The following is a 14,384-nucleotide window of genomic DNA, read 5'->3' on the forward strand; positions in this document are numbered from 1 at the left end:
TGCGATGGTATGACCGGCGCAGACAGGTCAAATGCCTACGGACGCCACGCAAAGGTGCGTTTACGACATGGGCTGAAATGGCTGACCGGACACAACCTTCGAACCAACGAAGATCCCCTGTGGGAGCGAGCCTGCTCGCGATAGCGGCCGTACATTCAACATTGATGTCGCCTGAGCTGCCGCCATCGCGAGCAGGCTCGCTCCCACAGGGTCAGGCGATGACCTGTCGCACGGCGAGCAACAGCAGGAAATGCACGGGATAGAGCGCGTACGCCCAGCGGCGCATTGGCGGTGGTTGAACGCCTTTTGCGTGTCGCAACAAGAGCAGTCCCAGCAATGGCGCGATCAGACAAGCGGCGAGACCGAAAAGGGCGGCACCGTTGCCGAGCCGCGCGGAGTAAAACAGCACCTCCCACTGATTGGCCGCCAGGCATACCAGCCCCGGCAACAGGCTGAAATACCAGGGCCGACGGATCACCAGCAACATCGCCAACGGCAACAGCACACCGAAGAACCCGAACATCAGTCGTTCCGGGAACACTGCCGCCAGGGCTAGAGCGCCGACCGCCAGCAGTCGCGATTGCAGATTCTTGTGCTGCCAGCCACGCGCCACCAGCAGACCGAGCACTAGCGTGGGCAGCACGTTCAAGGTGTCGGGATCAGGAATGTACAGCCGATAGGGAATTTCGCTGATGGCGCTAAACAACACCAACCACCCCAGATAACGCCATTGACTACCAGTCCTCACTGCACGCGCCCGCGCGAGATTGGTGGCCATCGCCAGGCAAAACCAAGGGAATGCCAACCGTCCCGGCACATACAGCAGATCGACGGAATAACCGACATATCGCAGGTGATCGAGCACCATGCTCAATAGCGCCAGCCACTTGAGCAGATCGAGTGCCCCATCCCTTGGCGTCATGTGCATAATTGCCCGTCATCTCTGTATTTTTCTGACAGCATCATCCCGTGTGCTCTCCTGACGATCTTGGGTAAAGTGCGCACCATCATTGACCACGAAGCTCTTCACCATAAGAGCCTCGACCACGGAAGCCGGCCATGACCGATAAGAGCCAACAATTCGCCAGCGACAACTATTCCGGTATCTGCCCTGAAGCCTGGGCTGCCATGGAACAGGCCAACCACGGCCACCAACGCGCTTATGGCGACGATGAATGGACCGCCCGCGCGTCCGACGATTTCCGCAAACTGTTCGAAACCGACTGCGAAGTGTTTTTCGCCTTCAACGGCACCGCCGCCAACTCCCTGGCCCTGTCGTCGCTGTGCCAGAGTTACCACAGCGTGATCTGCTCGGAAACTGCCCACGTCGAAACCGACGAATGCGGCGCACCGGAATTCTTTTCCAACGGTTCCAAGCTGCTCGTCGCCCGCACCGAAAACGGCAAGCTGACCCCGGAATCGATCCGCGAAATCGCCCTCAAGCGCCAGGACATCCACTACCCGAAACCCCGCGTTGTGACCCTGACCCAAGCCACCGAAGTCGGCAGCGTCTACACCCCGGAAGAAATCCGCGCCATCAGCGTCACCTGCAAAGAGCTCGGCCTGAACCTGCACATGGACGGCGCGCGCTTCTCCAATGCCTGCGCATTTCTTGGCTGCTCGCCAGCGGACCTGACCTGGAAGGCCGGTGTCGACGTGCTGTGCTTCGGCGGCACGAAAAACGGTATGGCGGTGGGCGAGGCCATTCTGTTCTTCAACCATAAACTGGCCGAAGACTTCGATTACCGCTGCAAACAGGCCGGGCAACTGGCCTCGAAAATGCGCTTCCTCTCGGCGCCTTGGGTCGGCATCCTGGAAAACGACGCCTGGCTCAAATACGCCAAACACGCCAACCATTGCGCGCAATTGCTGGCTGAGCTGGTGAGCGACATTCCCGGCGTCGAACTGATGTTCCCGGTGCAGGCCAACGGCGTATTCCTGCAACTGTCGGAACCGGCCATCGCCGCACTGACGGCCAAGAGCTGGCGCTTCTACACCTTTATCGGCAACGGCGGCGCACGCTTCATGTGCTCGTGGGACACCGAAGAAGAACGCGTACGCGAACTGGCGGCGGACATTCGCGAAGTCATGTCCCGCTGATCTCCGAGCTGAAATGAAACCCTGTGGGAGCGGGCTTGCTCGCGAAGGCGTCAGGTCAGTCAACACCTATGTTGAATGACACGCCGCATTCGCCAGCAAGCCCGCTCCCACAAGGATCGCGTCTTTCAGCTCCTGACTGACTGGCCTTTAGGCACGCACCCTCGCCGCAAATACTTGGTCTACATTGACTGGCGAGCCGTTTCTATCTGCTCAGATAAAAACAACCAGGAGCGCACGCATGTCCTTACAAGGCAAAACCCTGTTCATCACCGGCGCCAGTCGCGGGATTGGTCGTGAGATTGCGCTACGCGCCGCGCGGGACGGGGCCAACATCGTGATTGCGGCCAAAAGCGCCGAGCCGCATCCCAAGTTGCCGGGCACGATTTTCAGCGTGGCCAAGGAAGTCGAAGCCTCTGGCGGCAAGGCGTTGGCGTTACAGGTGGATGTTCGCGATGAAGTCGCGGTACGCGAGGCGCTGGCCCAGGCCCACGAGCATTTCGGCGCCATTGATGCGCTGATCAATAACGCCGGGGCGATCAAGCTGACCGGTGTTCAACACATCGAGCTCAAGCGTTTCGACCTGATGCACCAGATCAACACCCGGGCCGTGCTGCTGTGCAGCCAGGCGGCCCTGCCCTATTTGAAAAAAACCAATGGCCACATCCTTAACCTGTCGCCACCGTTGAACCTGGCGACGAAATGGTTCGCCCAATACAGCCCCTATACCGTGACCAAATACGGCATGAGCATGCTGACCCTGGGCATGAGCGAGGAATTTGCCGGTTATGGCATCAGTGTCAATTCACTGTGGCCGCAGACGATGATTGCCACCGCCGCCATCGAATTTCAGCTCGGCTCACGCGAGTCCTTCAAACACGCACGAACCCCGGCGATCATGGCGGATGCCGCCCATGTCATCCTGGACAGCAGCGGTCGCAGCATCACCGGTCGGTTGCTGATTGATGAGGAGATTCTGGGTGAGCACGGCGTGACGGATTTTCAACAGTATCGATTTGCGCCCGACACCACCGACAAACTGATGCCGGATCTGTTTGTCGACTGAAACACCGACCCTGTGGGAGCGGGCTTGCTCGCGAAAGCGGTGGATCAGTCAACATTGATGTCGAATGACACACCGCCTTCGCGAGCAAGCCCGCTCCCACATTAGAATTTGCGCTGTGCGTTAGAACTCAATCCGCACGTCGCCCTTCGGCACGCTGCAGCACGACAGGATGAACCCTTCGGCTTCGTCTTCTTCGGTGATCCCGCCGTTGTGGTCCATTTCGACCTCCCCGCCCAGCTTCATCACCTTGCACGTCCCGCAAATCCCCATCCCGCAGGCCTTAGGAATCAACAGACCGAGCTTGGCCGCCGCGGCGTGGACCGTTTCCCCCGGTGCAACCCGAATGCTCTTGCCGGACGCGGTGAATTCCACTTGATGCAGATCCGCCACGTCGATGTCCGGTGCGTCGGCGGCGATTTCCGCTTGCTCCACCGCATCGGCACGGGCTTCTGCTGGGGTGGCACCGAAGGATTCCTCGTGATAACGGCTCATGTCGAAACCGACCGCCTCGAGCATGCGCTTGACCGCGTTCATGTAGGGCGTCGGCCCGCAGCAGAACACCTCGCGCTCCATGAAATCCGGCGCCATCAGTTCAAGCATCTTGTGGTTCAGGTAGCCGCGATAACCGGCCCATGGCTCGCCCAGGCCATGCTTCTCGCAGATCAGGTGCAGGCTGAAGTTATCGATCCGCGACGCCATGTGTTCCAGCTCGCGGTGGTAAATGATGTCTTTGGGTGAACGGGCGCTGTGGATAAACACCATGTCGACATTACCGTTGGTGTCGTAGAACCAGCGCGCCATCGACATGACCGGCGTGATGCCGACGCCACCGCTGAGGTACAGCACCTTCGGCGCGGTGAAGTCCATGGCGTTGAACAGCCCGACCGGCCCGTGCACTGCCAGCTCCTGGCCTTCATGCAGGGTGTCGTGCAGCCAGTTCGAGACCTTGCCGCCCGGTACGCGCTTGATCGTCACCGAGAAGCTGTACGGCACCGACGGCGAGCTCGAAATGGTGTAGGAGCGCATGATCGGCACGCCTTCGATTTCCAGCTCCAGGGTGACAAACTGCCCCGGTTTAAAAAAGAACAGGATCGGCTGGTCCGCCATAAAGCAGAAGGTGCGCACATCCCAGGTTTCCTGGATCACTTTGACGCAACGGACGATGTGACGACCATTGGCCCAGGTCTGGGTCGTTACCGGATTCAGGAAGCTGTTGGACATGCTGTTCTCCACCGCCGATGTTCGGCCTTATGTTGGCGATTCTGCGTATAGCGCGGACCACCCATTTACCTATCTGCGACATTCACATACTTATCGCGACCAGCCCCCAACTACCGGGGGTTGCGCGTCGGGAACAGATTGGGCCATGTCGCCCATGGATAAGGTTCCAGGCAACGCCGGCCCCACACTCGCCCCACACAAAGACGATTTCTTTACACCCTTGCGTTGCACACCGTATCAGCCACTATTTCGCCGGCCACACAGAATGGCCATGAGGATCAAATCGATGGACGTCACCGCAAAAATCAGCCTGGGCGATCCGCTGGAACCCGCACGCAAGGCCACCGCGCAGATGCTGCAAGAGCGCGAGCGCACTTTCTCGCTGCCGCAGCCGTTTTACTCTGACGAGCGGCTGTTTGATATCGACATGCAGGAAATCTTCCAGAAAGAGTGGTTGATCGCCGGCATGACCTGCGAGATCCCGACCAAGGGCAACTACCTGACCCTGCAAATCGGCAAGAACCCGATCATCGTGATTCGCGGCGCCGAAGGCGTCGTGCATGCGTTCCACAACGTCTGCCGTCACCGTGGTTCGCGCCTGTGCACCAGTGAAAAAGGCAAAGTCGCCAAGCTGGTCTGCCACTACCACCAGTGGACGTATGAGCTGGACGGTCGCTTGCTGTTCGCCGGCACCGAAATGGGCGCCGACTTCGACATGAAGCAGTACGGCCTCAAACCGGTGAACGTGAAGACGGCCGGCGGTTACATCTTCATCAGCCTGGCGGAGAACCCGCCGGCCATCGATGACTTCCTGTCAACGCTGAACCATTACATGGAACCGTACGACATGGAAAACACCAAGGTGGCGATCCAGACCACCTTGTTCGAAAAGGCCAACTGGAAACTGGTGCTGGAAAACAACCGCGAGTGCTACCACTGCAACGCGTCGCACCCGGAACTGCTGAAAACCCTGCTGGAATGGGACGACGTCACCGACCCGCGTGCCGACCAAGCCTTCAAGGACCACGTCGCCGCCTCCGCCGCTGCCTGGGAAGCCGAGAAGATCCCTTACGCCCACGCCAGCTTCGGCCTGCGTAACCGCATCGTGCGCATGCCACTGCTCAAGGGCACCGTATCGATGACCCTGGACGGCAAACAGGGCTGCGCCAAACTCATGGGCCGCATCAAGAACCCGGACCTGGGCTCGATGCGCATCCTGCACCTGCCGCATTCGTGGAACCACTGCATGGGCGACCACATCATCGTGTTCACCGTGTGGCCGATCAGCGCGCAGGAAACCATGGTCACCACCAAGTGGATCGTGCACAAGGACGCCGTCGAAGGCGTGGACTACGACGTGGAGCGCATGCGCCAGGTCTGGGACGCCACCAACGACCAGGACCGTCGCCTGGCCGAAGAGAACCAGCGCGGCATCAACTCCACCGCGTACCAGCCAGGGCCTTACTCCAAGACCTATGAGTTTGGCGTGGTGAACTTTGTGGATTGGTACAGCGAGCGTTTGTTGAACAACCTCGGGGCCGAGCCTGCGCCGTACCTCAAAGGGGTTCCGGTTAGCGGCTAAGTCTCAAGGCCCTACCGACAATCAATAGACCGAGGCCTGCGCGCTCATCACGCACAGGCCTGCGGATATTTAGTCGATAACCGTCACAACCAGCCTCACATAATCCGACAGCCCTCCTCCAGAAAAGCGGGCGCGAAGTGCGAACACCAGAGGCCAACCGACAACGTTGCTGATCATCGTGTAATGCAAGTCGGTGAGAAGAACTTGATCTGGCCGTCCAGGTATAACCAACCAATAACCAGTCACCTGATCTGCACCATCAAGAGGAGCATTCCAAGCAACCGTCACAGACTTGTTTGCATTGGCGACTACCCGGAAATCTCGAGGAACAGAATATTGCCCTTCCGCCATCGTATACGTAATTGTTGCGGTTTCAGAAGTCTCAAGCCCTTTTACCGCCCACACGTTAAATGTGTAAGTCTGGCCAGGTTTCAACTGCTCAACATTTGCAAAGTTTTCCGTTGTCGAACGCGGCGCGCCCTGGCCCTCCTGAAACCAATCGCATCGTGCCTCTAGGCTGGACCAACTGATTCTTGCGGAATTGGGCCCCGCATTTACCGTGATGTCTCTCGGCATGGACAGCCCACTTTCGTTGACATATAACGTTCTTACGGGTGAATAAGCGGAGCGCTGCCCATTCAATACCTGGTAACAAACCAAGCGAAACGAACTTGTCATTATGTCTTTAGAAAACTGACCAAACCATACCCCATCTTCCCTAACCTCCGCCGTACCGTAATAAAAAAACAACCCTGCGTCCGCGAAAACAACCGTTGCACCGCGAACTTCGCTGGTTCCAACAATTACCGGTCTAGAACCCACACAAGAAGATTCATTAAATGGCAGAGCTACTACGGGGCGAGGTAGCATCATTGACTCTTTTAAAATATTACTCTCAATGCAGTTCTTGATCATGATTGCATTCGAACGACTGCACCAATCAAAATTTATAATGTTGCTTTTTCGCTGCCATTCGCCTCTTACTGGGTACCAGCCCGCCAGCGTTTCAACCATATTTACGGGGCCCTCCATCATATTGTAGGCTGTTGCGGACATCGACCACGGCGAAAAGGTGGGAACACGTTCTTTCAGAGTCACCGTAATGTACTTTTTAAGTTCGGCAACAGTTACTTCACCGTCCCCCATCCATTTATGAGTAAGTTTATCCCAAAAATAAGTTCGATCACGTGCCGGTATACCGTCCCCGGTTCCATCCGTCCATAACAATCTGGATGCCGCAACAATAATTCTTGGCCCAGGGTACTGGGCTCTTATTTCTTCGAGAGTTAAAGTAATTGCCTTACCGGGCAGCATTTTCCATGTGTAGTGCCGCATGAAATGCGCATAAATCAAGGCATACGGAACAGGTTTATCTGCCCTTTGCGCTTCGAAATGATGAAAATCAAGAATGACAATTTCCCCTGGATTGGCTTCCTGAAAACGATCCAGGTCATTCAACATATTCGCAAACGTTCTGATTGAAGTTCCAGCATGCGCAAATATAAGCCCTTGGTTAATATTTTCATTCCCAAATCCAGAATGCCACCTGAGCCTTATATCCAGAACGCGCACACCATTGTTAAGCTGATCACGAAAGCTTTTATCCTGACACGTGTCAAAGAAAGCATTCGGATTCCCCTCTTTATCCATCCCGGAATTATGCCCCCCCGGAAGACTGAGTTCGCTCACTAGCAAATGCTTAATAGATGAGTGAAGATCCGCCATCCAACTATTCAAATTGTACGCATTGGTTTCTTCACACTCAGAGACTAAGTTATCGTCATCGTTGCTCATGATCAATTCTTACTTACCCATAAAGTTGAGCTGAGCATACCCACCTGAAAAAGTGCTGAAACCTGTGAGAAGTATCAGTGCAGAAGAACGTTTGGCGATAAAAAACCAAACAAAACTCCATCACAGACATATATCCCGATGGTTTTAGCGAGCATGTTATCCACACCCTACCCACCATTTTTGGGGATAAGTGCTCTGCGCCGAAAAGAAAATCCAGGAATTGTCCACTATCAGGCTATGAAGGAAGAATTGGTTGTTTTTTGATCATGAGGCTGCGAGTAGCGGTTTTATTGGCCTGTAGCGAGTCGCGAACACCTTATCCACAGAAGCGCCAACAGACTTTGGGGGCAACTTCGTCGGATCTGTGGAAAACCGTCGGAAGACTCGATAAATCAGGGTTTACAACGTTTTTACCGACGTAAAGTGACGTTTTGATCGTTTTTTAACCAGACAACTGAAGACCACGGTTTATATGGCCTGTAGCGGTTAGCGAACATCTTATCCACAGAAGCGCCAACAGAGATTGGGGGCAAGTATTGACCAGCGCCAAACCTTATCCACCGTAAAAAGCGTGTAAAAACCGCAGCTTAGGCTGGTTGTTTTTTGTACGATGGCCTGCAAGGCCTTATTTGTATGGGGTGTAGCGAAGGGCGAACATGTTATCCACAGAAGCGCTAACAGGGATTGTGGGTAACCGCGATCAGATCCTGTTGAAACACGACCGGCCTGAGTCGATATCAAGATTCAACTCATAGTCATTGAAGGCACGCCACCCGAGCAAAAGCGACGGCACGTACCGCCCAAGCAGCAAGGACGGCGGGATCGTATAGTCCGGGTAGTATCGGTAGGTGATCAACCGGGTTCGGCCCGACAAGTTCAGCTCGCCCTTGTAGGTTCGATAGCGCCGCTTTTCGGCAACGCGAATGGGTGAGCTGCCCGGTGAGGCCGACGTCAGGTAATCGACGTTGCCGGTGTCGATAATCGCCAGCGTCACCCGATGATCCAGCCGGGCGGGAATGGTCAGTCTTTGATTGATGTCGATACGCGCATAGGTAACGGGCGAATCACATCGCACGGGACGCGCGGCGTTTATCTCCAAGGTCTTTTTCGTGACCTTTAGACGACCTAACTTACCGATCAGATCAAGCCCGAGTAAGTTATCCCGGTCACTGACAAACACCAGGACGTTCCTGAACTCGCTTGAGCCAATCTTTAACGACTTGAAGATCCCGAGCTTGGCGGACAGGTCGTGCTCGCCATAAAACGTGCTGTAGCCATAGTGGGAGTCGGTTAACAGACGGATACCCATCAGCTTCGCGGTTTCGGTGTTGACCCGGGTTTGCGGCGCGCCTGTATCCACAATAAACCGTGACGAGAAACCATTGGCCGCTTTGACATCGATGTAGGGCAGTACCTCGTCAGTCACGTGGCTGTCACTGGCGTAGGGATAAATCGGCAACAGCTCGCGCCGCTGCGTTCTTGTCACCGAAAAATCGGCGACTGCCCGCAAGGTCGCGATCGATTCGCTGCCAAACATGGAAAACAGGGCTTTGAGCTCAGGATCATTCGCTATGGCCTGGGCATGACGACGCTTGACCGACAGGTAGTATTCGGGGAGTTGGTTGGCGGCTTTGGTCTCGAACATTCGGGCGAAAACGGTGACTGAACAATCGAGGTTTTTATCAGCCGCCAAAACCTTTTCGCACTGCTGCTTCATCTGCGCCAAGGAGGCGTTTTGTCCTTGTTCAGACGCCAGCCATTGATAAAAATCCGGATTTTCCTTTCTGGTTTGAGCCATCGAACGCGTGGACACAATTAGAAAAAACACAACAAACATCACGCCACAGATCAGACATGCCTCATGTCGACTGACCGCTCGCATGTTCAACCCATTCCTGAAAACGAGTGTTATGAATTAGCGCTGCTGCCACCCCGCCCTGCTCATGGAAAGCCAGCTCATAGAAAAATGTAGCTCATCAGGGCCGATACATCAGATAGGCCTCACCCGTGACCCGAATCATCGGATGTGGCGTGATCTGGCAGGTGTCGACGATACGGAAGCCATGCCGCTCGTAAAACCGCCGGGCGCCGGTGTTGGCGGCGTAGTCGATCAGGCTCAGGCCATTGAGCCCAAGCTGGTTGGCACGGTCGTAGGCGTAGGCGAGGAATTGCTTGCCCAGGCCCTGGTTTCGCCAGCCTTCATGCAGCGCCAGGCTGGAGATGTAGAGGGTGTCGGGGATTTCCATTGTGGCGTAAGGCGCCAGGACCGGATCGGTGACGGGGGCCGCCAGCGGATCATGACGCATCACGTAGCTGTGCATCATGCCGATGACGCTGCCAGCGGCCTCAGCGATGATGCAGTTCTGCCAGGAGAAGTCCACATCGTCACGGGCGTAGCGGCTGGCGCCTACGTCCAGCAGATCCTGGCCGGGCTCGGCCAGTTGGCTCCAGATGTAATCCGAGGCGCCTTCTGATGAAATCTGGAACAAACGAGCAATCTCCCGCGCATCCGCGCGCAGGGCCGAACGAAATTCAACGGTCATTGGTTTTCCCTTGTGGGAGCGGGCTTGCTCGCGAAGGCGTCCTATCTGACACACCGCTTTCGCGAGCAGGCTCGCTCCCACATTAGATCTGTTTTGGATTCGTTAGCGGACGACGCCTTCTTCGATCAGCAATTTGAGGATGGCTTCGGCGCCTGCTTGCGCGGTCACGCCTTTGAGCACTTGTCCGCCGCCGCCACTGGCTTTGGCCGTCGCGGCTTTCATGCGGTCCGCGCCGCTCTTGGCCTTGATCACTTTCAAGCGTTTCGGCCGTGGCTTGGCGGGTTGCAGGGTGGCGACGGCCAGCAGTTCATCGTCGGTCACTTCGACTTCATCCGCTTGCAACACGCCACGCCGGGCTGGGCCGTAGGCGCTCTGCCGCGGCTTTGGTGCGGCGTTATCCACAGTGGCGAGAAACGGCAGGCGCACTTTCAAGCGCCGGCGTTGACCGCGCGGCAAGGCTTGCAGCACCAGCGCCGAGTTGCCGTCGATGGACTCGACCTGAGCCAATCCCACCACCAGCGGCCAGCCGAGGCTTTCCGCCAGCAGGAACGGCAGCATGCCCGAGCCTTCGCCGGTTTCGGCCTGGCTACCGGTCAGCACGACTTGTGCCCCGGCGTCACGCAAATAGGCGGTCAAGGCCGGTAGCGCGTCGGCGCCTTCCGGTTGTTCCAGCACGTGCAGTTGCTCAAGGCCCATGCCCAGGTAGGCGCGCAGCGCCGGCTCGGCGACGTCGCCGGCATGCAGCACTTGCAAGTTATCCCCAGCCAGTTGCAGACCCAATTCCACGGCTCGCGCATCCTGCTCGGCGCGACGTGGCCGGCCAGAGGTCGGGTGGGCGCCGATGGACACCAGACTGATGATTTTCGTGCTCATAACCCTTTCCTTCCCTTAAGCCGCATCGCGCTTGGCTTCGTTGCGGTAAGCCTCTACCGCCGCGATCAAGGCTTGAAGAATCTCGGCGCTCTCGCCGATCACCGACAGGTCGGCCCGTTTGATCATGTCGCAGCCAGGGTCGAGGTTGATCGCCACCACCTTGTCGCAGGCACCGATGCCTTGCAGGTGCTGGATCGCCCCGGAAATCCCCACCGCCACGTAGACCCGCGCAGTGACCCAAGTGCCGGAGGCGCCGACTTGACGGTCGCGAGCCATGAAGCCATCGTCCACCGCCACGCGGGAGGCGCCTTCGGTGGCGCCAAGGGCAGCGGCGGTCTGGTGGAACAACGGCCAATCCTTGACCCCGTTGCCCCCGGAGAAGATGAACTCGGCTTCGGCCATCGGAATCGCTGCCGGGTCCACCGCCACCGCGCCCAGATCCTCGATGCGCGACAGACTGCGCGCCACGGTTGTGGATAACTCCACTGGCAAGGCTTCGTGACGGGTTTCGCTGACCGGTTCGGCGCACTCGACGGCAGCCAGAATCAACCGTGCAACCGGACGCGCAAGGTCTTGCAGACCCGCACCGGCGCGGCCGATGCATTCCTGATCCTTGACCTGCCAGACCCGCGTGGCCGGGCGTTCGCCCAGTGCCGCCGCAAAGCGTCGACCGAGTTCGCCACCCCCGCTGCGGCTGTCCGGCAGCAGCCAGTGACGCGGGCTGAACTGGTTATCCACAGCCCGCAGGCCCTGGACCCGTTGTTCCGGTGCATAACCGCTGAACTCGTCGCCTTCCAGTACCAACAGCCGATCGACGCCAGCGGTAGCAAAGGCGTTTTCCTTGTGTTCGCCGAAAACCACGGCCAACACCGCGCCGTCGTTGCCAGCCAATTGATGAGCCAGGCCCAGCAGGTCGCGGTCGTGGCTGCTCAAGCGGCCGCCGACCATGTCCGGCACCACGCTGATGTAGAACGCCGGTGCAGGCACTTGATGCAGCGGCAACTGCACTTCAACCGCCGCCGAGCGTTTGGTCGCCCCGCCCTGTTGCGCGCCGCTGCGGTCGATGCGCTTGATGCCGTTGGGCCCGATAAAACCGATGCCGTGAAGGTTCTTGCGGATGACGCCGTTAGGCCCCATCCAGCTGTGTTGCGCTGGTTGCATGGCCGCGTGCAGCGGGTGCAGGCGGTTGCGGGCAATCCATTCGGCGCGGGGGTCGCGGCGGATAATGTCGCTCATCAGTGGGCCTCCGCAGGTTCACGTTTGGCCGGTGTGGACGGTTTGCTCGGTGCTTCATCTTCGAGCAATGCGTCGGCCACCAGTTCGGCGATGTCCTTGATCAATGGCCGGGGTTCAACCACGCCTTCGAGCATCGCGGTGCATTGTGGACAACCCACGGCCACCAGTTCGGCGCCGGTTTCGCGGATGTCTTCCATGCGCATGTCGGGGATTCGCTGCTTGCCCGGAATGTCGGTGATCGGCGCCCCGCCACCGCCGCCGCAGCAGCGTGAACGGAAACCGGAGCGTTGCATTTCTTTCACTTCAATGCCGAGAGCGCGCAGCACTTCACGCGGTGCCTCGTATTCGCCGTTGTAGCGACCGAGGTAGCACGGGTCGTGATAAGTCACGCTGCTGCCTTTGTGCTGGCCGAGGTTGAGGGCGCCTGCGCCGATGATTTCGGCCATGTAGGTGCTGTGGTGCTGCACGAGGTAGTTGCCGTCGAATGCGCCGTACTCGTTTTTCAGCACGTGGAAGCTGTGCGGGTCGCAGGTGACGATGCGGTTGAAGCTGTATTTGGCCAGGGTCTGGATGTTGCGTTTGGCCAACAGCTGGAAGGTCGCTTCGTCGCCCAGGCGTCGGGCCACGTCACCGCTGTCGCGTTCTTCAAGACCGAGCACCGCGAAGTCGACTTTGGCCGCTTTCAGCACTTTGACGAAGGCGCGTAACGTGCGCTGGTTGCGCATGTCGAAGGCACCGTCGCCGACCCAGAACAGCACGTCGACCGACTTCTTCTCGCTCATCAGCGTAAGGTTCAGGTCCGCCGCCCAGTTCATCCGCCCGCCCGGGGCGAAACCACCCGGGTTGTCGGTGGCGATCAGGTTTTCCAGGACTTCGGCGCCCTTGTTCGGGGTCGCGCCCTTTTCCAACGTCAGATGGCGGCGCATGTCGACGATGGCATCGACGTGCTCGATCATCATCGGGCATTCCTCGACGCAGGCACGGCAGGTGGTGCATGACCACAGGGTTTCGGCGTCCACCAGACCGTTGACGATCGGTTGATGCGGATTACCGGCGTGTTCGCCAATCGCTTTGCCTGGATACGGGCTGCCGGCAAACTTGGCATCGGTGCCACCGGCCAGACCGACCACCATGTCCTGGATCAGTTTTTTCGGGTTCAGCGGCTGGCCGGCGGCGAATGCCGGGCAGGCGGCTTCACATTTACCGCACTGCACGCAGGCGTCGAAACCGAGCAGTTGGTTCCAGGTGAAATCCTTGGGTTTTTCCACGCCCAGCGGCGCGGTCGGGTCGTTCAGGTCCAGCGGTTTCAAACCGGTGGAACGACCGCCGTTAAAGCGTTCGGCGCGACGGTGCCAGGCCAGGTGCAAGGCACCGGCGAAGGCGTGCTTCATCGGCCCGCCCCAGGTCATGCCGAAGAACAGTTCGCTAACGCCCCACAGCACACCGACGCCGAGAATCGCAGCTACCAACCAACCGCCGAAGTTTTCCGGAAGGATTCCGGCGACCGGCAGGGTCAACAGGAAGAAGCTCACAGAGAAAGCCAACAGGCTTTTCGGCAGGCGCATCCACGGGCCTTTGGACAAACGGGCCGGTGGATTGCGTCGACGCAGGTAAACAAAAATCGCACCGACAAACATCACGGCCGTCATCAACAGCAGCGCATAACCGAGGAAGCGGTTATGCAGGCCGAAACCGTGCACCAGAATCGCCAGCACGATGGACGCCACCGCACCACCGGCCGTGGCGACGTGGGTGTTGGCGATGTATTTGTCCCGCGCGACGACGTGGTGCAAGTCGACCATGTAGCGCTTGGGCATGGCGAACAGGCCGCCGATCAGGTCGACTTTCGAAGCCCGGCCCCGGCGCCACATAGCCACCCGCCGCAACGCGCCCAGGACACCCAGGCCCAAGGCAGCGAACAACAGGATTGGAAGAAGGGTGTTCAACATGGTGGAGCTCCCAAAGACCGCAG

The 14,384-nt window shown here is 58.2% G+C and carries 11 protein-coding genes and 1 pseudogene; 4 read left to right on the forward strand and 8 right to left on the reverse strand.

Features of this window, described 5'->3' with window-relative positions:
• Positions 1-211: 211 nt before the first annotated feature.
• Positions 212-928 (reverse strand): TraX family protein, encoded by a 717-nt coding sequence (locus tag ACA057_RS29080; RefSeq protein ID WP_497344284.1) that lies wholly within the window; start codon positions 926-928, stop codon positions 212-214.
• Between the two features lie 131 nt (positions 929-1,059).
• Here ACA057_RS29080 and ACA057_RS29085 point away from each other — a divergent pair, with 131 nt between their 5' ends.
• The 3 genes and pseudogenes from ACA057_RS29085 (at position 1,060) to ACA057_RS29095 (ending at position 3,163) form a co-directional block, all read left to right on the forward strand.
• Positions 1,060-2,100 carry a threonine aldolase family protein gene (locus ACA057_RS29085; protein ID WP_401353982.1) on the forward strand — a complete coding sequence of 347 codons (1,041 nt, stop codon included), beginning with the start codon at positions 1,060-1,062 and terminating at the stop codon, positions 2,098-2,100.
• Positions 2,101-2,123: 23 nt separating this feature from the next.
• Positions 2,124-2,219: pseudogene (locus tag ACA057_RS29090) on the forward strand (metal ABC transporter ATP-binding protein); the annotation flags it as partial.
• 119 nt (positions 2,220-2,338) lie between these two features.
• A complete protein-coding gene (locus ACA057_RS29095; protein WP_497344286.1) occupies positions 2,339-3,163 on the forward strand; it encodes an SDR family oxidoreductase in 825 nt (274 codons plus the stop codon).
• A 120-nt stretch (positions 3,164-3,283) separates the two neighbouring features.
• Here the strand turns inward: ACA057_RS29095 and gbcB are convergent, their stop codons facing one another.
• Positions 3,284-4,384, reverse strand: coding sequence for a glycine betaine monooxygenase reductase subunit (gene gbcB, locus ACA057_RS29100; RefSeq protein ID WP_056739089.1), 1,101 nt, complete (start codon positions 4,382-4,384; stop codon positions 3,284-3,286).
• Positions 4,385-4,670: 286 nt separating this feature from the next.
• Here gbcB and gbca point away from each other — a divergent pair, with 286 nt between their 5' ends.
• On the forward strand, positions 4,671-5,966 hold the full coding sequence (gene gbca, locus ACA057_RS29105) for a glycine betaine monooxygenase oxygenase subunit (RefSeq protein ID WP_497344288.1): 1,296 nt from the start codon (positions 4,671-4,673) through the stop codon (positions 5,964-5,966).
• Positions 5,967-6,035: 69 nt separating this feature from the next.
• Here the strand turns inward: gbca and ACA057_RS29110 are convergent, their stop codons facing one another.
• From ACA057_RS29110 to dgcB, 6 genes are all read right to left on the reverse strand, one after another.
• Positions 6,036-7,760 carry a phosphatidylinositol-specific phospholipase C domain-containing protein gene (locus ACA057_RS29110; RefSeq protein WP_497344290.1) on the reverse strand — a complete coding sequence of 575 codons (1,725 nt, stop codon included), beginning with the start codon at positions 7,758-7,760 and terminating at the stop codon, positions 6,036-6,038.
• Positions 7,761-8,460: 700 nt separating this feature from the next.
• Positions 8,461-9,642, reverse strand: a complete 1,182-nt coding sequence (locus ACA057_RS29115; RefSeq protein WP_497344292.1) for a retropepsin-like aspartic protease — start codon at positions 9,640-9,642, stop codon at positions 8,461-8,463.
• Positions 9,643-9,736: 94 nt separating this feature from the next.
• Positions 9,737-10,303, reverse strand: coding sequence for a GNAT family N-acetyltransferase (locus tag ACA057_RS29120; RefSeq protein WP_497344294.1), 567 nt, complete (start codon positions 10,301-10,303; stop codon positions 9,737-9,739).
• A 102-nt stretch (positions 10,304-10,405) separates the two neighbouring features.
• Positions 10,406-11,176, reverse strand: a complete 771-nt coding sequence (etfB, locus tag ACA057_RS29125; protein WP_497344296.1) for an electron transfer flavoprotein subunit beta — start codon at positions 11,174-11,176, stop codon at positions 10,406-10,408.
• 15 nt (positions 11,177-11,191) lie between these two features.
• Positions 11,192-12,412: an electron transfer flavoprotein subunit alpha gene (gene etfA / locus ACA057_RS29130; RefSeq protein ID WP_497344298.1), complete on the reverse strand. Its 1,221-nt coding sequence runs from the start codon at positions 12,410-12,412 to the stop codon at positions 11,192-11,194.
• Entirely contained in the window at positions 12,412-14,361 is a 1,950-nt protein-coding gene (gene dgcB, locus ACA057_RS29135; protein WP_497344300.1) for a dimethylglycine demethylation protein DgcB, read from the reverse strand. Before dgcB ends, etfA begins: the two co-directional genes overlap by 1 nt.
• Positions 14,362-14,384 lie beyond the last annotated feature (23 nt).

It is taken from the genome of Pseudomonas sp. LBUM1661 (assembly GCF_059695925.1).

Excerpts from the sequence above, each read along its gene's own strand:
- ACA057_RS29095 (WP_497344286.1), top strand. The coding sequence starts at position 2,339 with ATGTCCTTACAAGGCAAAACCCTGTTCATCACCGGCGCCAGTCGCGGG.
- ACA057_RS29080 (WP_497344284.1), bottom strand. The coding sequence starts at position 928 with ATGCACATGACGCCAAGGGATGGGGCACTCGATCTGCTCAAGTGGCTG.
- gbca (WP_497344288.1), top strand. The coding sequence starts at position 4,671 with ATGGACGTCACCGCAAAAATCAGCCTGGGCGATCCGCTGGAACCCGCA.
- ACA057_RS29120 (WP_497344294.1), bottom strand. The coding sequence starts at position 10,303 with ATGACCGTTGAATTTCGTTCGGCCCTGCGCGCGGATGCGCGGGAGATT.
- etfB (WP_497344296.1), bottom strand. The coding sequence starts at position 11,176 with ATGAGCACGAAAATCATCAGTCTGGTGTCCATCGGCGCCCACCCGACC.
- ACA057_RS29085 (WP_401353982.1), top strand. The coding sequence starts at position 1,060 with ATGACCGATAAGAGCCAACAATTCGCCAGCGACAACTATTCCGGTATC.
- gbcB (WP_056739089.1), bottom strand. The coding sequence starts at position 4,384 with ATGTCCAACAGCTTCCTGAATCCGGTAACGACCCAGACCTGGGCCAAT.
- dgcB (WP_497344300.1), bottom strand. The coding sequence starts at position 14,361 with ATGTTGAACACCCTTCTTCCAATCCTGTTGTTCGCTGCCTTGGGCCTG.
- ACA057_RS29115 (WP_497344292.1), bottom strand. The coding sequence starts at position 9,642 with ATGCGAGCGGTCAGTCGACATGAGGCATGTCTGATCTGTGGCGTGATG.
- etfA (WP_497344298.1), bottom strand. The coding sequence starts at position 12,412 with ATGAGCGACATTATCCGCCGCGACCCCCGCGCCGAATGGATTGCCCGC.
- ACA057_RS29110 (WP_497344290.1), bottom strand. The coding sequence starts at position 7,760 with ATGAGCAACGATGACGATAACTTAGTCTCTGAGTGTGAAGAAACCAAT.